The organism is Pseudonocardia xinjiangensis (assembly GCF_012911925.1).
Lineage (GTDB): Bacteria > Actinomycetota > Actinomycetes > Mycobacteriales > Pseudonocardiaceae > Pseudonocardia > Pseudonocardia xinjiangensis.
Genome location: NZ_JAAXKY010000071.1, coordinates 1 through 21,471 on the forward strand (window position 1 = coordinate 1; position 21,471 = coordinate 21,471).

Here is a 21,471-nt window from a genome sequence, read left to right on the forward strand (position 1 = left end):
GCTCCCGCCCCGGTCGCCGGCGCTGCGCCGGTTCTCGATCAACCCCCGGCAGAGCGGCATCTACGTCGCCTTCGTGCTGATCATCGTGCTGTTCTCGGTGCTCACCGACGGCGCGCTGCTGCAGCCGCAGAACATCTCCAACATCATCGTCCAGAACTCCTACATCCTGGTTCTGGCGATCGGCATGATCCTGATCATCATCGCCGGGCACATCGATCTCTCCGCGGGATCGGTCGTGGCGGTCACCGGGGCGATCTCCGCGGTGCTGATGGTCAACCTGAACGTCCCGTGGCCGCTGGCGGTGCTCGTCACGCTCATCGCGGGCGCGGTCATCGGGGCCTGGCAGGGATTCTGGATCGCCTACTTCGGCATCCCGGCCTTCATCGTCACCCTGGCGGGCATGCTGCTGTTCCGTGCCCTCACCCTCACGGTGCTGGGCAACCAGGGCATCGGCCCGTTCCCGGACCCGATCCGCACGCTGTCCAACGGCTTCACCGAGGGCTACCTGGGCAACATCGGGCTGGGCCCGCTCGGCGGCGCCGACCTGCTGAGCCTGCTGGTGGGGCTCGGGGTGGTGGCCGGCATCGCCGTCACCCAGTGGCGCCAGCGCGTGGGCAGGCTCGGCTACGGCCAGGTCGTCGACCCGTTGCCGATCTTCGTCCTCAAGATCGCGCTGGCGGCGGTCGTCGTGCTCGCGGTCGTGGTGCAGCTGGCCCGGTTCAAGAACCTGCCGTGGGTGCTGGTGCTGCTCGCGGTGCTCGTGCTCGGGTACACGCTGCTGACCACCCGGTCCGTCTTCGGCAGGCACATCTACGCGGTCGGGGGCAACCTCTCGGCGGCCACGCTGTCCGGGGTGAAGGTCAAGTCGGTCACCTTCTGGATTTTCGTCAACATGGGCGTGCTGGCGGCGCTGGCCGGCGTCATCTTCGCCGGGCGGCTCAACCAGGCGGGACCGACCGCAGGCACCAACTTCGAGCTCGACGCGATCGCCGCGGCGTTCATCGGCGGTGCGGCGGTGCAGGGCGGTGTGGGCAAGGTGGTCGGGGCGATCACGGGCGGACTGATCATGGCCGTGATCAACAACGGCATGTCGCTCATCGGCGCCCCGAGCGAGCGCGTCATGCTCGTGAAGGGTCTCGTGCTGCTCGCCGCCGTCGCCTACGACATCTGGACCAAGCGTAGGGCGGGCTCGGCCGCCCGGTGACCGGGAGGCCGCTTCCCTGAGCGCGGCGGAGCGCCCCTGACCTGCGGAGCCGAGCTCCACGGGTCGGGGGCGCCGTCGTGTGCGCCCACTCTCATCCGGCACCCGCCGTCGAGTACTCCCACCGCTCCCCCGGGACCAGGCAGACGACCTCGAGCCCGATCCGGTCCGTGGCAGCCAGAGCTCTGGCGTCCTCCCCCGATCCGTGGCGGCGGAACACCAGGGAGAGCGGGTCGGCGCCGTGGGCGTCGTGGACCGGGACGAGGACACGCGCTCCCACGGCCCTCGCCCCCGCCACGGCCTCTCGCGGCCCCATCACGAGCGGCCGGCCGAGAACCGCACGCAGCCCGTTGACGGGCAACAGCGCTACGGCCACCGGCGACCCGTGTGCCCGGTAGCGCTCCAACAGCGCGACGTCCTGGATCTCCCCGCCGAAGAGGACCCGCGTCCGCCCGCTGGTGAGGACGTAGGCGTTGTTGCGCCACGCGAGGGTCCGCCCCGCCGGCACCGCCTCGATCGAGAGCGCCGGGGCGAGATCCCGCGTCTCGCCCCAACCGAGGTGCTCGACCGTCCGGAAGCCCAGTGCGCGCGCCTGACGGGCCATCCGGGCGGCGCTCACGTAGACCGGCGTGGTGGCCTTGTGGCGGTAGTCCCGCAACGCGCGCAGGTCCCAGTGGTTGACCGCGAAGTTGGTCGCGACGATCGCCGTCAACGCCGGAAGGTCGATGACCCTCAGGCCGAGCGGCTCACCGCGGCGCAGGTACCACCGCTCGGTGAACCACGGGTCGGTGAGGATCGTGTGACCGTTCAGCTCCAGCAGGACGCAGGCGTTGGCCACCCGTGTCACGGCGAGATCCGTGGACACCGGCGGCCGGCCGGGGTTGCTGACGTGGTTGTTGCTCATGCCGGCGACCGTGCCGGTTAATGTGCACATGAAGTCAAGTGACGCGGATGCGGAGCTGAGCATCGGCGAGCTGGCCGGCCGGTTCGGACTTCCCACCCACGTCCTGCGCCACTGGGAGAGCGTGGGACTGCTCGCGCCCGGCAGGCGGGCAGGCGGGCAGCGGTGTTTCGGTCAGGCGGATCTCGCTCGGGTGGCCCTCATCCTGATGGGCAAGGACGCCGGATTCGGCCTGCGGGCGCTGTGCGAGCTGCTGTCCACCGACAGCCCCCTGGATCATCCTGACCTGCTCCGCCATCACATCGCGGTGCTCGAACGCCGCATCGACCAGGCGCAGGCGGCGAAGGACCTCATCGAGCACGCGCTGGACTGCCCCCTGAGCTTCGACGAGTGTCCGCACGCCCGGGAACAGATCGCGGCCCGTATCCCCCCGGCATGATCCGCGACGACGATCGTGTTCGTCCATCGGGCGCCGGACCGCACATGCCTCCTCGGGCAGGCGATTCCGCCTTCCGGCCTGAAGGAGGCCCGGTCCGCTTGTCCGCGCGGAGCGACTAGGGCGTGTCCTGTATGGGTCATGACCTGCGGTCGATGATCATGCTCGGGTGGTAGGGCGTGGGGAACTGACCGACAAGGCCTGGGCGCGGATCGAACCGCTGCTGCCACCGGTCGCGGGTCGAGGGCGCCGGTGGCGTGATCACCGGCAGGTGATCAACGCAATCCTGTGGAAGCTACGCACCGGCGCGCCGTGGCGGGACCTGCCCGAGCGCTACGGACCAGACCGCACACGAGCGGCTGCGGATCTGGACCGCGGACGGCACCTGGGACCGCATCCTCGACGAAGTGATCGTCAAGGACGACTCCGTCGGGAACGTGGAATGGAGCATCAGCATCGACTCCAGCAACGTCCGGGCCCACCAGCATTCGGCTGGGGCCCGGAAAAAAGGGGCTGCACCACCGAGTGGGTCGAACACCTCGCCCTCGACGGCGAAGCCCTCGGACGATCCCGAGGCGGACTGACCAGCAAAATCCACCTCGCCGTCGACGGCCGCGGCCTGCCGATGTCGGTGATCCTCACCCCCGGCCACGCCGGAGACAACCCGCAACTGCTCCCGCTACTTGACCAGATTGCGGTCGGCCGCGATGGACCCGGCCGACCCCGGAAACGACCCGACCGCGTGCTGGCCGACAAGGCCTACTCCCACCCCTCCACCCGCGCCGCCCTGCGACATCGCAAGATCCCGTTCACCAGCCCCGAGCGGACAGACCAGATCTCCCGCCGCCACGCAAAGGGCTCCCGAGGTGGCCGCCCACCCGCCTTCAACCCGGCCATCTACACAGGCCGCAACGTCGTCGAGCGCTGCTTCAACCGGCTCAAACAGTTCCGCGCACTGGCCACCCGCTACGCCAAACGCGCCGCCTACTACCGCAGCGAGATCACCATCGCCGCCATCGTGTTATGGCTGCGCACCGACTTACAGGACACGCCCTAACGGGTTCGGGCCACCGGGGGAGCCTCGGTGGCGGCGTCGCGCTCCGCTCGCACCCGGTCGTACGCCGCGCGGGCGTCGACGACGGCGCTCATCCGGTCGTCCACCCACTGGATCATGGCGCGCATCCGTTCCCCGGCTTCCCGGCCCATATCGGTGACGGTGTAGTCGACGTGCGGCGGGATCACGGGCCTGGCGTTGCGATGGACGAATCCGTCGCGTTCCAGCGTCTGCAGCGTCTGGGCGAGCATCTTCTCGCTGACGCCGCCGATTTCTCTCCGCAGTTCGCTGAAACGATACGAACGGTCGAGCAACGCGGTGAGCACGAGCATCCCCCAGCGGCTCGTGATGTGCTCGACGACCAGTCGCTCGGGACAGACCTGATTGTCAGTGGCAGATGTGACTGCCCGCGCACTTACGCTCACGTCAGTACCTTACGTCGAAGTGGGTACTGGCTCCGGATCCGGTACCGGCCATACCGTCGGTGAGTTCGATCTTCTACTCACGGACCCGGAGAAATCATGAGCATCGTCGTCACCGGAGCAACCGGACATCTCGGTCGCCTGGTGGTCGAGTCCCTGCTGGCGGCCGACGTCCCTCCCGGCGACATCGCCGCCGTCGTGCGCAACGAGGGCAAGGCCGCCGGTGTGGCCGCGCGCGGCGTCGAGGTGCGCACGGCCGACTACGACCGCCCCGAGACCCTGGCGAGCGCGTTCCGTGCAGGAGACCGGCTGCTGCTGATCTCCGCCTACGAGGTGGGCAGGCGGGTGCCGCAGCACGCTGCCGTCATCGACGCGGCCGAGGCGGCAGGCGTGGCCCAGCTCGCCTACACCGGAATGCTGGGCGGCCCGGCCGCCGACTTCGCGCTCGCGGCCGAGCACAAGGCCACCGAGCAGCTGATTCTCGACTCCGGACTGCCCTACACGTTCCTGCGCAACAGCCTGTACTCGGAGGTGTTCACCGAGAACCTCGGCCTCGTGCTGGAGCACGGTGCCGTTGCGGTCCACGCAGGCACCGGACGTCTCGCCTCGGCGTCCCGCCCCGACCTCGCGGCCGCGGCAGCCGCCGTCCTGATCGGCGAGGGTCACCTCGGCCGGGCCTACGAGCTCAGCGGCGACACGGCATGGTCGTTCGCGGAGTTCGCGGCGGAGGTGTCCCGGCGGACCGGTCGCACCATCACCTACGACGACGTCTCCTGGGAGGCCCGCCTGGCGATGCTGACCGGCGCGGGGCTGCCCGAGCCGGTGGCCTCCATTCTCGTGGGAATGGAAGGCGCGATCGGACGTGGCCTGCTCGCTGCCACGCCGGGAGACCTCGCCCGGCTCATCGGCCGTCCGACCACCCCGATCGCCGACTCGATCGCCGAGGCGCTCAAGGGCTTGTCGTGACCTGATCGCCGTGAGATCCGGCCCGTCGGCCCCGCGAAGGGCGGACAGCCGGATCTCGCGGCGCAGGCGGCGTCAGATGTGGATGTCGAGGAGCACCGGCGTGTCCACCTGGCCGTCGAGCACCTCGGCCATGACGCGCTTGTGCTCGGCGTCGATCGGCAGCGTGGAGTTCCGGAACACCTCCCCGGCCGCCTCGTAGTCGGCACACTCCACCGCGTAGACGAGCAGCGGACCGTCCGCGGTCGAGATCAGCTTCGCCTGCTCGTGCGTGACGCCCTCCTGTTCGAAGGTGGCGCGGACCTCGTCGGCCCGCTGCTCGGCCTCGGCGAACCAGGCCTTGAGCACGTCCAGCTTGTCGGGGCGAACGCGGGCTACCCTCACGTGGATCATGACAGCGGACTCTTCCAGAGGAGAGCATCCCCGGAGCTCCCCTGTGAGATACCGCCGGATCAGGTCGACACCAGGTACTTGTTCACCGCGGCCTCGTCCCAGGCCACTCCGGTGCCGGGGCGGGTGGACGCGGTGATGTGCCCGTCCACCGGCACCGTCGGCTCGGCCAGCACCGGATTCGCCCAGTCGACCCACTCCAGCCAGTGTGCCGTGGGGCTCACCCGGAGCAGGTGTGACGCGATCTCGGGATAGAGGTGGCTCGACAGCTGCGTTCCCGCGGCGGCGGCCAGTCCGGCCGTCTGCAGCCAGCCGGTGACGCCGCCGATGCGCATCAGGTCGGCCATGGCGTAGGGGACGCTCCCGGCCTTGATGGAGTTGAACAGGTCCCGAGGTCCGTAGTAGTTCTCCCCCAACTGCAACGGGGTGCGTACCCGCTGCTCGAGCTTCCCGTACCCCTCGACGTTGTCGTAGCGGATCGGCTCCTCCAGCCAGTACAGCCCCTGGTCGTCGAGGTCGTGGCACCGCCGGACCGCGTCGCCGTAGCCCAGAGCCTGGTTGAAGTCCACCATCACGTCGACGTCGGGTCCGACGCCCTCGCGCACGGCCGTGATCGCGTCGAGATCGTCCTGCAGCCGGGGGTGGCCCAGGCGCAGCTTCATCGCCGTGAAGCCGCCCTCGTCGCGGAGGTCGGCCGCCTCTTTCGCGAGGGTGCTGATCTCGTGGCGCCACAGCCCGTTGCTGTTGTAGGCGCGTACCGGCCCCACCGTGCCGCCGAGCAGCTGGACGAGCGGCAGGCCTGCCGTCTTCGCGAGCGCGTCCCACATCGCCATGTCCACGGCGGCGCGGGCGATCAGCGAGATGCCGGCGATGCCGACCACGTTCAGTGACTTGCCGAACTGGGTGAAGGCGTCCACCGGCGCGATGGGCTTTCCGTGCCACACCTCGCCGAGGTCGTTGATCTCCGCGACGATCGCCGGCATCGCGGCCGCCCGGTAGGGGGCGATGTAGCCGCTGCCGACGACACCGTCGCTGGTCTCGACGTCGACCAGGACCATCGGCCAGCGGTCGAAGCGGCCGATGTCGGCGATGACCGGCCGGCGAAGCGGAACGATCACCGGGCGGGCACGTACCGCACTCAAGGTGGGTGGCGTGCTCTCGGAGCTGGGGGTTTCTGACACTGGGAGTTCCTCTCAGGCAGCGCCGGTCAGCCGGATCGGGCTGGCACCGACGTGCACTCGGATGATCTGGTAGGGCGGGACCCGCGTCTCGACCCCGTCGTTGAACAGCGGGGTCCGCGGGAGCTGGTTCACGCTGACGTACAGATAGCCGTCAGCGGCGAGCGCGAGGGTGTCCGGCCACAGCAACGCCGGGCCGTGCAGGACCGTCGACCACGTGCCGTCGGCGTCCCGCTTGAGTACCGCGCTGTGCTCGTAGGCCGTCGAGTAGACCGCGCCGGCGGTGTCGGACTCCAGGCCGTCGGATGCGCCCTTGTCGCCCAGATCGACGATGGTGGCGGCCACCTGGTCGTCGTCCAGCGAGCGGTCGAGCAGGGCGCTGGTCTCCACGCTGTAGAGGCGCCGGCTCGACAGCGGGCAGTAGTAGAGGAGGCTGCCGTCCGCGCTGATCGCGATGCCGTCGGCACCCACCTGGTAGTTCTCCCGGACGACACCCTGCACGACCGCGCGGAACCCCGTCGTCGCCACCGTGGTGGCGTGGCCACGCAGCCGTGCCCAGCTCTCCCCCGAACCCAGGTCGACCACGATCAGCGCGCCCTCGGGCTGGGAGTCGGTGAGATAGGCGTACCCGCCGGTGCCGCGGGAGAGGTCGAACCGGACGTCGTTGAGGTACGTGGTGGCCGTGACCGCGGCCGGGTCGAGCCGGACGATACGGACGACCTCGTCGGTCGCAGGGTCGACCTCGACGAGTTTCGGGCCGTTCTCCAGCCACGGCGCGAACGAGAGGCTGCCCGTGTCGAGCAGCCACACGTGACCGACCGGGTCGGTGATCACACTCTGCACCGACACCAGTTGGTCCGCGTTCCTCTTCTCGCTCCATTCGTTGATCGCGGGGTCGGGATAAGCCACCGCTTTCCCATCCACGATCTCGGCGACGGTGTAGGGCACGTCGTCGCCCCACCGCGGAAAGGACACGAAGACGCGGCCGTCGTCGGTGACGGTGACCCCGGTGGGCATCAGGTCGTCGATCTCGGCGACCACGTCGTAGTAGGGGGCCACCCAGCTACCCAACGGAGTGGCGGCGGATTCGGGAGAAGAAGCTTCGGAGGACATGGCTCTCCTATGATCGGAATTGCGTGGTACTCGGCGTCCTATTGGAGGATTCGCCGGGCGACGTTGGTCGTGACGAGATCGAGCAGTTCCTCACCGCGCCCGGACAGGATCGTCCGGATCGCATAGAGGGTGAAACCCTTCGCCTGTTCCACCGTGATCGCGGGCGGAACGGACAGTTCCTGGCGTGCGGTGAAGACCTCCACGAGGGCCGGGCCGTCGTGGGCGAAAGCCGCCTTGAGGGCACCGTCGAGATCACCCGGGCGCTCGACCCGCTGCCCGAACACCCCGGCCGCCGCCGCGACGTCGGCCAGCCGCGGGTTCTCCAGGTCGGTCCCGTAGTTGACGAATCCGGCCGCCTTCATCTCGAGTTCGACGAAGTTGAGCGACGAGTTGTTGAACACGACGATCTTCACCGGCAGGCGGTTCTGGACGGCCGCGAAGAGCTCACCGAGCATCATCGTGAGGCCGCCGTCGCCAGCCAGCGCGACCACCTGACGGCCGGGGTAGGCCGCCTGTGCACCCAGCGCGTGCGCCAGCGCCACGCCCATCGACCCGTGGTTGAACGAGCCGAGCAGCCGCCGCTGACCGTTCATGTGCAGGTACCGGGCCGCCCACACCACCGGCGAGCCGACGTCGGTCGTGAACACCGCGTCGGCGGCGGCGAGCTCGTTCACCCTGCTCGCGACGAACTGCGGATGGATGGGGGTGCGCTCGTGGTCGTTCACCGCGAGCGAATCGAGCGACTTGCGCGTCTTCTCGTAGTGCGCGCGGGCCCGGTCGAGGTGATGGCGCTCGGTCTTCGTCTCGACGAGGGGTAGCAGCGCCTCGATGGTGTCCTTCACGGTGCCGACGAGACCGAGGTCGACGTGGGTGCGCCTGCCGATGTGACTGCCGCGGATGTCCACCTGGATCACCGTCGCGTCGCTCGGGTAGAACTGCCGGTACGGGAAGTCCGTGCCCAGCATCAGGAGCGTGTCGGCCTCGTCGATCGCCTTGTACCCGGACGCGAACCCGAGCAGGCCCGTCAGCCCGACGTCGTACGGGTTGTCGTACTCGATGGCGTCCTTGCCGCGCAGGGCGTGCACGATCGGCGCCTTCAGCGCCTCGGCGAGCGCGAGCAGCTGGTCGTGGGCGCCTGCCGCGCCCGCACCGCCCAGGACGGTGACGCGCCGGGCCGAGTTCAGCAAGGCCACCGCCTGCTGCAGCGAGCTGTCGTCCGGCCGGACGATCGAGCGCGTCGCGCGCACGGCCGTCGGCCGGACGTGGCTGTCGACCTTGCCGAGAAGAACCTCCCCCGGCACGACGACCACGGACACGCCGTTGTTCTCGACCGCCGCTCGCATCGCCATCTCGAGGATGCGCGGCGCCGCCTCCGGCGTGCTCACCAGCTCGGTGTAGACGCTGCACTCGGTGAACAGCTTCTGGGGGTGCGTCTCCTGGAAGTACTCGGACCCGATCTCGTCCCCGGGGATGTGCGCGGCGAGCGCCAGCACCGGCACCCGGCTCTTGTAGGCGTCGAACAGTCCGTTGATCAGGTGCAGGTTGCCCGGCCCGCAGCTGCCCACGCACACGGCCAGCTCGCCGGTCAGCCCGGCCTCCGCAGCCGCACCGAGGGCAGCCGACTCCTCGTGCCGCACATGTACCCAGTCCAGCGTCCCGTCGCGTCGCAGCGCATCCGTGAATCCGTTCAGTGAATCGCCCGGCAGTCCGTAGACGCGATGGACACCGCTGGCCTTGAGCGAATCGATGATGTGGTCGGCGACCGTTTCCATGCGCGAGCCTCCCTTGGTTTTCTGGTGGGACGGCGTCCACTCTCCTCACGACCGGGGGACGGGCCATCGGTCGAATGACTGTTCACGTCGAACCCCGCCGGTTCTGCGCAGCTCCCGAGCTCATGAACGACTCACGACAAGGCGCGAAATGGGTCAGGGGGTGATCGCGATCTTTCCGAGAGCGTGGGGGCGCTCGGAGGCACGATGAGCCTCCGCCGTGTCGGCGAGCGCGAACCGGTCACACACCACCACACGCAGCTCTCCCGAGCGGACCAGCCCCGCCAGACCGTCGAGCCCGGCCGCGTCGGGGTGGACCAGGAAATCCGTCCAGCGGGCGCCGCGATCGGCCGCCGCCGCGCTCAGGTCCCGGGTGGTGCCGGCGGGAACCGACACCAGGACACCACCGGCGCGCAGGATCGACAGTGACCGGACGGAGTTCTCCCCACCGATCAGGTCGAGCACGACGTCGACCTCGCCTGCCGCATCCTCGAAACGCGTCGTGCGGTAGTCGATCAGTTCGTCGGCGCCCAGTCCCGTCAGTGCCTCGTGGCTGTCGGCGGCCGCGGTCCCGAGGACGTACGCGCCGCGCGCCTTGGCGATCTGCACGGCCAGGTGCCCGACGCCCCCGGCTGCGGCGTGGATCAGAACCCGCCGGCCTGCACCGACGGACCCGGTGGTCACCAGTGCCTGCCATGCCGTGAGGCCGGACAGCGGCAGGCAACCGGCATGGGCCATGTCGATATCCGGGGGTTTGCGCACGAGTTCCTGCGCCGGCGCGGTGACGTACTCCGCGTACGCCCCCGCCGCGCGGGGGAACCGGGGCAGGCCCAGCACCTCGTCACCCACCGAGAACCGGTCGACCCCGGCGCCCAGCCCCGCCACGACCCCCGCGACGTCCCAGCCGAGGGTGAGCGGGAGCTCCCGCAGCCGGCTCACCCCCTCCCGGGTCTTGCCGTCGACGGGATTGACGCTGGTGCCGTGCACGCGGACCAGCACCTCGCCCGGGGCCGGCTCGGGAACAGGAAGGTCCTCGTAGCGCAGTGCGTCCGGCCCACCGAACTCGTACAACCGGATCGCCTTCATGAGCGTCATCGCAGCCTTCCCCGTCATCGCAGCCCTTCCGTCGTGTCGACCTCCCCGCGACGGTGCCCGGGGAACCGCGGGCCGCCATCGACAGAACGACTGGCCGACCGGCAGCCGAGCGGGAGTCGGACGACGCGGCGTTCTCCCCCATGGCCGGCTGCGGCGTCCTTCCTGGTTGTTATGAGGCACTGGTCGGGTTCGGCCCATCAGTCAAATGACTCCGATCGCAGTCCTGCCTGTATTCCGCATGGCGAGCGCCGAGGCTGCTGGGTTTCCTCGGAGACCGGGGAATGAGCGATCGGAGGACGATGCTCAGCAATGACGGAGGTCGCGTGCAGACAGTGGCACCGCTGCGCCGGGAACCGGATCTCATCGGCCGGACCGCCGAACGCAGCCGTCTCGCGCGGGCCGTTCAGGAGGCGAGGACCGGGCCGGCTCGGCTGCTGGTCCTCGGCGAGACGGGCATCGGCAGGTCGAGCCTCCTGGCGACCGCCGTCGACGACGCACGGCAGCAGGGTTTCCGCGTCCTCGCCGGATCGGGCACCAGCCTGCCGGGCTGCGCGCTGCTGCGGCGGCTCGTCACGCCCCTGATGTCGGTCGCCGACCGGCTGCCGGACTCCCTGCGGACTCCCCTGCACGGGCTGGTCTCCGGTACGGACGACGCCGCCGTGCGCGATCCCGGGACGCTGCACGGTGCGGTGTCGTCGCTGGTCCGGGAGGCGGCGCGGGACAGACCTCTCGCCCTCGTCATCGACGACGTGCAGTCCGCAGGCCAGGGCTCGCTCGACCTGCTGGCCTTCCTCGGCCACCGGCTGACCAGCGAGCACATCCTGCTGTTGTTCGCAGCGCGCGGCCTCCTGCCTCCCGAGCAGCTCGACACGGACCTGCCCGTCCATCACGTCGGCCCGTTGTCGGTCACCGAAGCGACGGTCCTGCTCGCTCGTCAGCCGTCCCCACCGCGGGGCTGGATCCGGGGCGAGATCCTCCGCCACGCCGGCGGCAACCCGCGGGCCGTCATCGAGCTCGCGCACAGCGCGGCGGGCGGCGACCACCGTCCGCGGCAGGGATTCGGGCTGACCGTCCCGGCCCGGATTCGCCGCGCTCACACCGCGCGGATCGAGGAACTGCCCGCCAAGACCCGCCGGGTGCTGCTCGTCGCCGCGGCGGCCGAGGACCGCGGGGACCTGCAGGCCGTACTGTCCGCCGCCGGGGCCGACCTGGCCGACTGCGGACCGGCCGAGGACGCCGCCCTGATCACCATCGTGGGCCACCGGATCTGCTTCCGGGATCCCACCGTTCGCCTGGCCTGCTACTCCGATGCCTCCGAGCACGACCGGCGCCAGGCGCACCGGGCGCTGGCCGCCTTCCCGTCGCACGACGCGGGGCGGCGCGCCTGGCACCTGGCCAACGCCGCCGAAGAGCCGGGCGAGGACGTCGCGCTCCTCCTCGAGACCGCGGCCGCCGTCGCGTGCAGGCAGGGCCGGCACGTCGAGGCCGCCGGGGCGCTGGAACGGGCAGCCGACTGCACCTCCGACGCCGGCCGGTCGGCCCGGCGCTGTGCCCGCGCGGCTCTCCTGGCCGCCCGGGGAGGTCACCACGCCTGGTGCCGGCAGCTGTGGGAGCGGGTCAGGGACCTGACCGGCGACCCGGCCCTGCTCGGTGTCGCCACGGCGGCCGCCGGCCAGCACCTTCCGCTGCACGAGCCCGCGTCCGCCTCCGTTCTCCCGATCGGCCGGCTGCTCGACAGCGGACTGCAGGACCGCGGCGTGGCCATGGCACTGGCCTCGGCGGCCGGGATGGCCGCCCTGGTCACCGGGGACGCGGCGATGCGGGCGGCGTTGGCGGGAATCGTCGAGCGCGCGGAGAGCCTGCCGGTCCGCACGGCGCTGGGCGACGAGCTGTGCCCCGGGCCGGCCGACGCAGCGGTGGCCGCTTCGGTCCGGTCGATCGGTGACCCGGGCGGATGGCAGCGCACGCAGGACGCCGACCCCGGCCTCCACGAACCGCAGAGCGGGCGCGCCGAGCTGATCCGGCTGCTGTCGGTCGGGACCGCCTCCTGGATGGCGGACGGCCCCACCGTCGCGAGCGGATACCTGCGCCGCGCCGTTCAGCTCCTCCGTGAGGACAACGCCGTGGGCGCCCACCCGTTCGCCTTCGTGATGCTGCTGGACGCGCTGGCCGACTGCGGGCTGTGGCGGGAAGCGGCGGCGGTGCAGGCCGAGGCGACGGACGTCGCGGCCGCCGGGGGGCTGCCCGTGCTGGGCCGGGCCGTCGCCGCCCAGGGGATCGCCCTGCAGGTCCTGCGCGGTGACGTCGCCGCGGCCCAGCAGGCTCTGGCCACCCTCGACCCCTGGTCGAACCGGGCCGAGGACGACAACCCGATGGTGCGCTGCCTCGTCCATCGCGCGGCGGGGCGCGTCCACGCCGCTGCCGGGGACCACGCGCTCGCCTGCCGGCACTACCTGGCGATGTTCGGACCCGACGGGGAACCCGAGCACTTCGCATGGTCCTACCGGGCGGTCGCCGAGCTCGCCCGGTCGGCGGCGAAGGCGAACCGGCACGGGCCGGCGCTGCGGGTTCTCCACCGCGTCCGGCGCAGCGCGGGGAGCGCACCCTCCGCTCACCGGGCAGTGCTCATCGACCGGGCCGCCGCGCTGCTCGCAGTCGATGACGAGCACGCGGTCGAGTCGGCGCTGCACGCGGCCGCCACCGGGCACACCGGCGGCGAACGGCCCCACGACCAGGCGGTAGCCATGGTCGACTACGCCGACTGGCTGCGCGCGCGCCGCCGGTTCGTCGACGCCCGCCCACTGCTGCGCGCGGCCCACGACACGTTCGCCCGCATCGGCGCCACCCACGACGCGGGCATCGCCCGCGAGCTGCTCCGCGCAACCGGGGTCTCGCTGCGCGGCACGGTCGAGGGGTTCGCGCTTCTGACGCCCCAGCAGCAGTTCATCGCGAAGCTGGCCGCTCAGGGCCTGAGCAACCGCGCGATCGCGGACCGGCTGGTGCTCTCACCCCGCACGGTCGGATCGCACCTGTACCAGATCTACCCCAAGCTCGGCGTCGTGAGCCGCCGCCAGCTCCCGGACGTCATCTCGGAGTGACATGACCGCATCAGCGCACAGGGACCACACCGTACGCGCCGGCACCCTCCCGCCGGGTGGGGAGCCGGTGCTCGACCTGATCACCCCCACCCGGACGACCGGAGCCGCCGCGCTGGTCGTCGGCGACCCGGGGACGGGCAAGTCGACGCTCCTGCAGGCCGTCGTGGACCGCGCACGATCGGCGGGCTACCTCATCGTGCCCGCGGCACCGTGCCCGACCCACCGGCAGCGGACGGACGCACCCGGCCCGGCCCCGGACGGGGTCGACGAGGCACCGGCGGCAGGCGCAGCGGAATGGCTGAGCCGGGCGGCGAGGAGGCAACCGGTGCTGGCCGTGGTCGACGACGCGGACCGCATCGGCCCCACGTCCACCGACGGCCTGCGGCGACTGGTCGAGACGCTCCCGGCGCAGCCGGTCGTGTTCCTGATGGCCGCCCGCCCTGCGGCGGCCCGGCACCTGCAGTGGCAGGGCCTGCAGCACCACCGGCTGCTGCCGCTGGACATGCCCACGGCGGCGCAGCTCCTGCGCCGGCAGCCCGGCCCGCTCACCGGGATCGCCGCCTACGAGGTGTTGCGGCGGGCCCGGGGCAACCCTCGCGCGCTCGTCGAGCTCAGTCACGCGTTCGGCAGCGAGGACGTGCCCGACACGATGCGGATCCGGACCAGGTACGCACGGCAGCTCGACGCGCTTCCCGCACCGACCCGGCGGGCGCTCCTGTACGCGGCGGGACGGGCCGGGCAGGAACCGCTCGCCACGGTGCTGGACGCGGCCGGCCGGAGGTCCGTTCCCGCCGAGGTGTGGGAGCCCGCCGTGGCCGCCGGCCTCGTCGAACTCGTCGGCGACGACGTGGTGTTCCCGGACCCACTGGTCGCGGTCGCGGTCTACCACGGCGCCCCCGCGGTGGTCCGCAGGCGGCTGCACCACGACTTCGCGGTGGCGATCGAGCAGCCCTCGTTCGAACGCGCCATGCACCTGGCGATGCTGCCGCTCGGCGAGGACGCAGCCACCGCCGCCCTCCTCGAGTCGGAGAGCCGCAAGGCCCGCACCGAGTGCCGCATGACGCAGGCGGCGGTCGCCGCGCAACGGGCTGCCGAGCTGTCCGGCGACTCCGAGCACGCGGCCCGGCGCTACGTGCTCGCCACCCTCGCAGCGGCGGCGGCGGGCGACTCCGCCTGGACCCGCGCGCTCTGTGCCCACGTCGACCGGCTCACCGAGCGGCCCGACCTGCGCTGCAGTGCCGCGAGCGCCACCGCCACGGCGCTGTCCCGCGCGGGACACCAGTGCGAGGCCATGGACCTCCTCGTCCACACCGCCCGCACCCACCCGTCCGTCGACCGGGTCACCGCGCTGGGCCTGGCGGTCTGCGCGGCCGTGGTGGCCGCCCACTCCGGGCTGGGCCCCCATCGGGACGCGGCGGCAGCTCTCCTGGCCGCGGCGGCCGACCGACCGGTCCTCCCCAGCTCGACGCCCTACCTGGACGAGGCGGACCCGGCTCTCCACCAGGCGTGGATGGCCGTGAGCGTCGACCCACGGTCCGCACCCGACCACCGAAGCCTGCTTCCCAGCCGTCGGGAGCAGGTCGGGCGGACACCGGTGGTCGACACGCTGGCGATGGCCACGATCGCCGAAGCGCTCGACGACAGCGAGCTCGCGGCCACGCTGCGGTCCGAGGTCCTCGACCGGCCCCGGACCGGGAACCGGACCTCGGTCTTTCCCGAGGCATGGCCGCCAATGATCCGCGGCCTGCTCAGCACCGGACGCTGGCATGCCGCCGAGCACACCCTCGACTCCGCCGACGAGGTCGCCGCTGCACAGGACCTCCCGGTGCTGCGCGTACACCTCGCGGCGCTACGCGCCATCCTCGTCGCCCTCCGGGGCGACGCAGGCACCGCACGGGCGCTGGTCGAGCAGGCCTGGCCGGACCTCGACCTGGACAGCAACCGCAGTGCCCACTCCTGGCTGCTGCGCGCGCTCGGGTACTCGGCGCTCGTCGCAGGCGACTTCGACACCGCATCCCGCAACTTCCTCGCCATGATCGCCACGGACGCACGCTCCTGGCCGATGCCGCACGACAGCACGGACGCGCTCGTTCTCGCCATCGCGGCCCACCGTGCGGACACCGCCGCCGACGTGTTGCCCACCGTCGACTCGGTGCGACGGTCCTGCGGGCCCCGGCCGGGAATCCGGACGCAGCTGACGCTGAGCCACGCCTATGCGCTCCTGATCGACGACGCCGAGACCGAACGACGGTTCCGGTTCGCGGTCTCCGATCCCCGCGCCGGACGGTGGCCCGTGCTGCTCGCGCTCGCCCGGCTGCACTACGGGACATGGCTGCGCAGGCAACGCCGACCGGGCGACGCGCGATCGCAGCTGTCCGAGGCGCTCGCCGCGTTCACCGGGCTCGGCGCGGAACCGTTCGCGCAGTCGGCGCGCGTCGAGCTCAGGGCCAGTGGCGGCGACCCGGACGACACCGGGAAGCTCACGCGGGGTGCCGTCCTCTCGGCGCAGCAACACCAGATCGCGCTGCTCGCCGCCCAGGGCCTGCGCAACCGGGAGGTGGCCGACCGGCTGCAGCTCTCGCCGCGCACCGTCAGCACGCACCTGCACAACGTCTATCTCCGGCTCGGCATCAACCAGCGCCACCAGCTCCGGCGGATGATCCTTCCGCCGGACCTGCCCTCGACCTGACGGGCCCGGCGGGAGCGGCCCGGCCGGTCAGCCGTCGTACTGGGCGCTGAGCAGCCCGGCGTTGTAGTCGGTGCAGAACACCACACCGTCGGGCCGGACGTGGACGTCGGCGGTCTGGATCACGCGCGGACGTCCGGGGCGGGGGTCCATGAGCCTCGACGGCGGCCCCGGGACGAGCGCGCCCGCCGGCTTCGGCTGGTACGGGTCGGTGATGTCGAAGGCCCGGACACCGGCGTTCTGGTAGGTGGCGAAGATCAGGGTGTCGGACACGAAGCTGTCCGGCCGGTTCTCGTGCAGGTTGTGCGGCCCGAAGTGGCCACCCTTGACCGGGTAGGCCTGGTCGGTCGGAGTCGGCAGCGTCGCGATGGACACCGGGTTGGCCGGCTCGGCGATGGTGAACACCCAGACGTGTTTGAGGCCGTCCTGGAGGTTGTCGGCGGTGGCCTCGTCGGCGACCAGCAGCAGGTCGCGCGCCGGGAGCGGCACCGCGGTGTGCGTGCCGCCGCCGAACGGAGGTGACCAGTTGCGATGCACGATCAGCTCGGGCGCCTCGCGGTCGCGGATGTCCAGCAGGGTCAGGCCGCCGTCGCGCCAGGACGCGTACGCCGTGTCGCCGTCGACGATCGCGTGGTGCAGGGCGTACCGCCACCGGTCGGTGTCCCAGTCCGGGTGCTCGCCGCGAGCGGTGTTCATGCCGGGCAGCCACCATTCGCCCGCCCACCGGGGCTTCGCGGGGTCCTGCAGGTCGATGACCCGGAAGACGTAGTCGGTGAAGCCGTCGGCGAGCACCGACGCGTAGGCCCAGCGACCCCCGGTGTACCAGAGCCGGTGCACCCCCACCCCGTCCACCTCGAGGAAGGAGATCTGCCGGGGCTCGGCGGGCTTCGAGATGTCGAAGATCGCCACGCCTGCCGACCAGGTCCGCCGCGTTCCCGCCAGCCGGGTCCCGACCGAACCCTGGTAGTAGCTCTGCTCCGCCGAGAACTCCTTCCACAGGTCCTTGGCGTGGATGACGAGCAACAGGTCGTCGGCCGCCTGCAGGTGGATGTTCCAGGTGTCGGGGGGCGCCGGGTGGAAGCCGACGGTGGTCATGTCCCGCGGGTCGCGGGCGTCGATGACCGAGAACCCCGAGGAGAACAGGTGACCGACGTAGACGTAGCCGTTGCGGTACTGCATCTGCATCGCGTCCGGGCGGCCCCCCTGGTCGGAATGACCGAGCGGGGTGAACGCCTTCGCGATCTCGACGACTGGTGTGGACACGCCCCCACTGTGGCGCGCGACGCGCTCCCGGCCACCCGTCGGATGACTGACGGTCTCAGGTCCGGTCGCCCGGTCCGGCGGCCTCCGCCCGGGCGAGGTACCGGCTGTGGGTCTCCGCACGGTGCCGGTCACCGAGCCGGTGCGCGGCCGCCACGGACAGGGCGAACACCTCGGGCCAGTGTCGCCAGCCCAGCCATCTGCCGGAGAAGTCGTGGAGGGCCTCGGCGGTGCTCACGACCGCGGAGTCGTCGCCTGCTGCCGCGGCCAGCCGCAGCGCACCGAGCCAGTTCTCGCTCTCGACCTCCAGCCATCGCTGGGCGCCCGCCTGGTCGGGAAACTCCATCCGCGGCTCCGGCAGCACGTCGCCGGGCTGCTCGCCCGGCCGGAAGCGGCCGGCCGCCCCGCGTGCCGTGGCGAGGAGCCAGGAGACGAGCCGCTGCCGGGCCTGCTCGACGGCCTCGGCGCCGTCGTCGGCCACCAGCTGCTCACGCGCGAACAGGCGGATGAGGTCGTGGAACCCGGCGCGCTGGTCCGCCGCCGAGACGAGCAGACCGAGCTCGATGAGATCGTCGAGGCGCTGGTCGACCTCGGGCGCCGGCAACCCGGTGAGGACCGAGGCCAGTGCGGCTCCGGTGTCGGGGCCCGGCACCAGCGCCAGCCGCCGGAACACGAGCCGGGTGGTCGGGTCGAGCTGCCCGTAGGACACCGAGAAGGCGGCCCGGATCTGCAGGTCCCCCGCCGACAGCCGGTCGAGGCGGCTCTCCTGGTCGGTCAGCCGGTCGACCAGGGTGGCGAGAGTCCAGCCCGGCCTGCTGAGCAGCCGGTTGCCCGTGATCCGCAGCGCGAGGGGGTAGTTGCCGCACAGCTGGGTGACCGATCGGATCAGTGCGGGCGAGCGGTCGATGCCGGCATCGGAGTCGATGACGGCCCGCAGCATGTCATCGGCCTCCGCGTCGCTGAGCGGACCGAGGGTCACCCGGCGGACGTGGTCGAGCCCGGTGAGCGCCCGCCGGCTGGTGATGAGCGCCGCGCTACCTCCCGGGCCCGGCAGCAAGCCGCGGACCTGTGCCTCGTCCGCCGCGTTGTCGAGCAGCAGCAGCGCCTTCCGGTCGGCGAGAATGCGGCGCAGCAGCTCGCCCCGGTCCGTGCGATGGGTGTGGATCTCGTCGGCGTCCACGCCGAGCGCCCGCAGCAGGCGGAACTGCACGACATACGGGTCCAGCGGTTCGCTGTCGTTCCCCCGCAGGTCGGCGAACAGGCGCCCGTCCGGGAACCGGTCGCACGTGTTGTGTGCGCTGTGGACCGCCAGTGCGGTCTTCCCCAGGCCACCGGCCCCGCAGATGACGAGGGGAGCGGGGCGGCCGCCGCCGTCGGCGAGCGCCGCGATGACGGCGGCGAGCTCGGCGGAGCGTCCCGTGAAGTCGGGGATGTCGGGGGGAAGCTCGCAGAACGGCGCAGGCGCGGGCCGAGGCCGGCCGGTCCGCGCCGCGGCAAGCAGGAGGCCGCGGGCGTCCTCGGACAGACGGAGCGCGCCGGCGATGGCCGTCACCGTGCGGGCGTGCGGGTTGCGGCTGCGCCCCCGCTCCAGGTCGCTGACCGTTCGCACGCTCACGCCGGACCGTTCCGCGAGATCCTCGAGCGTGAGGCCGGCGGTGTGCCGGAACCCGCGCACCAGCTCTCCCAGCTCCGCCGACTCCGCCATGTCTTCTCCCTCCGGCGCTGCTGCTTCTCCCGTAAGCCCTGGTGACGACCGTAGTCGGCGCACCCCGGACCGGTCCTCACGTGACCAGTCGAACGACGGATGGCCGGGTGCCCTGCCGCACCGAGACTCGGAGGAGCACCACGTCGTCAACCCCGTCGAGGAGACACTCCAGTGCGAGCTGTGATGTTCACCGACCCCGGCCCGGCCAGCGTGCTCCACCTGGTGGAGCGCCCGATCCCGGTCGTGGGACCGGGAGAGGTCCGCGTGCGGGTGGTCGTGTCCGGAGTCAACCCCACCGACGTCGGCGCCCGCTCCGGCAGGGGCACCACCGACGGCACCCTCGGCCCGCACGTGCCCAACCAGGACGGGGCCGGCATCGTCGACGCCGTCGGCCCGGGTGTCCCCGGTCTGACGGTCGGTGACCGGGTCTGGATGTGGGACGCGGCCTGGTTGCGTTCCGACGGAACCGCCCAGGAGTACGTCGTCCTGCCCCGCCGCCACGTCGTGCCGCTCCCGGACGGGGTGTCGTTCGACGTCGGCGCCGCGCTGGGAATTCCGGCCCTGACCGCGCACCGGGCCCTGACCTCCGCCGCGGAGGGGCCCGCCCGGCTGGAGCCCGGCGCCCTGAAGGGCAAGGTGGTGTTCGTCGTGGGTGGGGCGGGCGCCGTGGGCAACGCAGCCGTCCAGCTGGCCACATGGGCCGGCGCCCGGGTGCTCACGACGGTCACCAGCGACGCCAAGGCGGCCCTGGCCTCGGCGGCAGGGGCGGACCACGTGATCCGCGCGAGCGATGACGTGGGCGCGGCGGTGCGCCGGATGACCAAGGACGGCCTGGACGTCATCGTCGAGGTGGCGCCGACGGAGAACCTCGATCTCGACGTGGAGATGGTCGCGCCGGGCGGGACCATCGCCCTGTACACCGCGGGCCGGGAACCGACGATCCCGATCCCGTGGTTCCCCAGCATGGTCAAGAACGTGCAGTTCCAGTTCATCCTGACCTACACGACGTCGGTGCAGCAGAAGGACGATGCCGTCGCCGCGGTCAGCGCCGCCGTCGCTGCCCGCGCGTTCGACGTCGGCGAGCAGCACGGCCTGCCGCTCGCGCGCTTCCCGCTCGAACGCACCCGCGAGGCACACGAGGCGGTCGAGCACCACTGGGTCGGCAAGGTGCTCGTCGACGTCTCGTCCTGAACCCGAGTCTCACCCTCAACCGAGTCTCGCCCATGAACCGATCGATCCACCGGATCAATAACAAGGAGAACCTCGAATGACCAGAACCATGTCCCAGATCTCTCCGGTGACCCTGCCGTTGGAGACCGCGCACCAGCTCACGCTCGCCGCTCTGGAGAAGGCCGAGGCGATCGGCGTCCCCTACACGATCACGGTCGTGGACGGCGGCGGGAACGTGGTGCACGTGACCCGGATGGACGGCGCCGCGCTGGCCTCGGTCGACACGTCGGTCGCGAAGGCGCGCACCGCGGTGTACTTCGGCGCCCCGACTGCCGACCTCGCCGGCGCCGTGCAGCCGGGCGCTCCGCTCTACACCATCCAGACCTCCGCGGTGCTGCCGCTCGCGTTCGTCGGCGGCGCCGTTCCGGTGACCGACAGTGCGGGTGTGGTGATCGGCGCCGTCGGGGCCGGAGGCGGTTCCCCCCAGCAGGACCACGAGGTGGCGACCGCCGCGGTCGAGGCCGTCTGAGCGAACCGCCCGCGGATCGGGTACGCACGGACGGTAACAACCGGAGAGCACACGTAGATGATCAAGCGTGACGCAGATCGGACGTATCACCCTGGTCGTTGCCACGCTGGCCGCGCTCCTCGCCGGCTGTGGCTCGAGCGGGCCGACCGCGCAGAACGTCGTCGACGCGCTGGGCCCGTTGTTCCCGGTCGGCAACCAGCGCGACAACACCGGCACGTGTGAACCGACCGGTTGCGAGCAGCTGATCACGACCGACGCGGTGTCGGTCTATCAGTGGCCCGACGAGGACGCCGCGGTCAGCTTCGCGACCGGCCTCGGCGACGTCGTCCAGCAGATCGGCCCGTTCGTGCTGTCCTACGCCGGTACCGAACAGCAGCTCACCCCGCGAGGGGCGCGGGCTGCGTTCGCTGCACGGGTGCGCACCCTGCTCGACGGTTGAGCCATCGCGCACGCCGTCGTGGTGCGGCAGGAGCACGAGGCCTCGTGCTCCTGCCGCATGCT

General features: G+C 71.7%; 17 protein-coding genes and 1 pseudogene. 9 read left to right on the top strand and 9 right to left on the bottom strand.

Annotated features, from left to right (window positions below; translation table 11 throughout):
- Positions 1 to 22: 22 nt before the first annotated feature.
- Entirely contained in the window at positions 23 to 1,204 is a 1,182-nt protein-coding gene (gene mmsB, locus HF577_RS20875; RefSeq protein ID WP_169397630.1) for a multiple monosaccharide ABC transporter permease, read from the top strand.
- A 91-nt stretch (positions 1,205 to 1,295) separates the two neighbouring features.
- On the opposite strand, the gene HF577_RS20880 is transcribed toward mmsB, so the two are convergent.
- Complete coding sequence (locus HF577_RS20880; RefSeq protein WP_169397604.1) at positions 1,296 to 2,105, bottom strand: MBL fold metallo-hydrolase; 810 nt, start codon at positions 2,103 to 2,105, stop codon at positions 1,296 to 1,298.
- A 28-nt stretch (positions 2,106 to 2,133) separates the two neighbouring features.
- On the opposite strand from HF577_RS20880, the gene HF577_RS20885 reads away from it, so the two are divergent.
- On the top strand, positions 2,134 to 2,541 hold the full coding sequence (locus tag HF577_RS20885) for a MerR family transcriptional regulator (protein WP_169397605.1): 408 nt from the start codon (positions 2,134 to 2,136) through the stop codon (positions 2,539 to 2,541).
- A gap of 166 nt (positions 2,542 to 2,707) precedes the next feature.
- Positions 2,708 to 3,595: pseudogene (locus tag HF577_RS20890) on the top strand (IS5 family transposase).
- On the opposite strand, the gene HF577_RS20895 reads toward HF577_RS20890, so the two are convergent.
- Complete coding sequence (locus HF577_RS20895) at positions 3,592 to 3,924, bottom strand: winged helix-turn-helix transcriptional regulator (protein ID WP_211174607.1); 333 nt, start codon at positions 3,922 to 3,924, stop codon at positions 3,592 to 3,594. The pseudogene HF577_RS20890 and the gene HF577_RS20895 sit on opposite strands and share 4 nt — an antisense overlap.
- 189 nt (positions 3,925 to 4,113) lie before the next feature.
- Here HF577_RS20895 and HF577_RS20900 point away from each other — a divergent pair, with 189 nt between their 5' ends.
- Complete coding sequence (locus HF577_RS20900; protein WP_169397607.1) at positions 4,114 to 4,980, top strand: SDR family oxidoreductase; 867 nt, start codon at positions 4,114 to 4,116, stop codon at positions 4,978 to 4,980.
- Positions 4,981 to 5,052: 72 nt separating this feature from the next.
- Here HF577_RS20900 and HF577_RS20905 read toward each other — a convergent pair whose 3' ends face one another.
- The 5 genes from HF577_RS20905 to HF577_RS20925 all read right to left on the bottom strand — a co-directional run bounded on the left by HF577_RS20905 (position 5,053) and on the right by HF577_RS20925 (position 10,540).
- A complete protein-coding gene (locus tag HF577_RS20905; protein WP_169397608.1) occupies positions 5,053 to 5,361 on the bottom strand; it encodes a DUF6176 family protein in 309 nt (102 codons plus the stop codon).
- Between the two features lie 68 nt (positions 5,362 to 5,429).
- A complete protein-coding gene (locus tag HF577_RS20910) occupies positions 5,430 to 6,485 on the bottom strand; it encodes an enolase C-terminal domain-like protein (protein WP_211174608.1) in 1,056 nt (351 codons plus the stop codon).
- 75 nt (positions 6,486 to 6,560) lie between these two features.
- The gene (locus HF577_RS20915; protein WP_169397609.1) at positions 6,561 to 7,658 is read right to left on the bottom strand and encodes an L-dopachrome tautomerase-related protein; all 1,098 of its coding nucleotides are present in this window, start codon (positions 7,656 to 7,658) and stop codon (positions 6,561 to 6,563) included.
- Positions 7,659 to 7,696: 38 nt separating this feature from the next.
- Positions 7,697 to 9,430 (bottom strand): ubiquinone-dependent pyruvate dehydrogenase, encoded by a 1,734-nt coding sequence (gene poxB / locus HF577_RS20920; protein ID WP_169397610.1) that lies wholly within the window; start codon positions 9,428 to 9,430, stop codon positions 7,697 to 7,699.
- Positions 9,431 to 9,583: 153 nt separating this feature from the next.
- Positions 9,584 to 10,540: an NADP-dependent oxidoreductase gene (locus tag HF577_RS20925; protein ID WP_246266835.1), complete on the bottom strand. Its 957-nt coding sequence runs from the start codon at positions 10,538 to 10,540 to the stop codon at positions 9,584 to 9,586.
- A 305-nt stretch (positions 10,541 to 10,845) separates the two neighbouring features.
- Here HF577_RS20925 and HF577_RS20930 point away from each other — a divergent pair, with 305 nt between their 5' ends.
- Positions 10,846 to 13,620 (top strand): AAA family ATPase, encoded by a 2,775-nt coding sequence (locus HF577_RS20930; RefSeq protein ID WP_169397611.1) that lies wholly within the window; start codon positions 10,846 to 10,848, stop codon positions 13,618 to 13,620.
- Position 13,621: 1 nt separating this feature from the next.
- Entirely contained in the window at positions 13,622 to 16,309 is a 2,688-nt protein-coding gene (locus HF577_RS39330) for a LuxR C-terminal-related transcriptional regulator (RefSeq protein WP_169397612.1), read from the top strand.
- Positions 16,310 to 16,336: 27 nt separating this feature from the next.
- On the opposite strand, the gene HF577_RS20940 is transcribed toward HF577_RS39330, so the two are convergent.
- Together HF577_RS20940 and HF577_RS20945 are read right to left on the bottom strand one after the other, a co-directional pair.
- Positions 16,337 to 17,569: an LVIVD repeat-containing protein gene (locus HF577_RS20940; protein WP_169397613.1), complete on the bottom strand. Its 1,233-nt coding sequence runs from the start codon at positions 17,567 to 17,569 to the stop codon at positions 16,337 to 16,339.
- 55 nt (positions 17,570 to 17,624) lie between these two features.
- Entirely contained in the window at positions 17,625 to 19,271 is a 1,647-nt protein-coding gene (locus tag HF577_RS20945) for a helix-turn-helix domain-containing protein (RefSeq protein WP_169397614.1), read from the bottom strand.
- Positions 19,272 to 19,442: 171 nt separating this feature from the next.
- Between HF577_RS20945 and HF577_RS20950 the strand changes: the two genes are divergently transcribed.
- The 3 genes from HF577_RS20950 (at position 19,443) to HF577_RS20960 (ending at position 21,409) form a co-directional block, all read left to right on the top strand.
- A complete protein-coding gene (locus HF577_RS20950) occupies positions 19,443 to 20,462 on the top strand; it encodes an NADPH:quinone reductase (RefSeq protein ID WP_169397615.1) in 1,020 nt (339 codons plus the stop codon).
- Positions 20,463 to 20,538: 76 nt separating this feature from the next.
- Positions 20,539 to 20,970 (top strand): GlcG/HbpS family heme-binding protein, encoded by a 432-nt coding sequence (locus tag HF577_RS20955; RefSeq protein WP_211174609.1) that lies wholly within the window; start codon positions 20,539 to 20,541, stop codon positions 20,968 to 20,970.
- Positions 20,971 to 21,037: 67 nt separating this feature from the next.
- Positions 21,038 to 21,409 (top strand): hypothetical protein, encoded by a 372-nt coding sequence (locus HF577_RS20960; protein WP_169397616.1) that lies wholly within the window; start codon positions 21,038 to 21,040, stop codon positions 21,407 to 21,409.
- Positions 21,410 to 21,471: the final 62 nt, after the last annotated feature.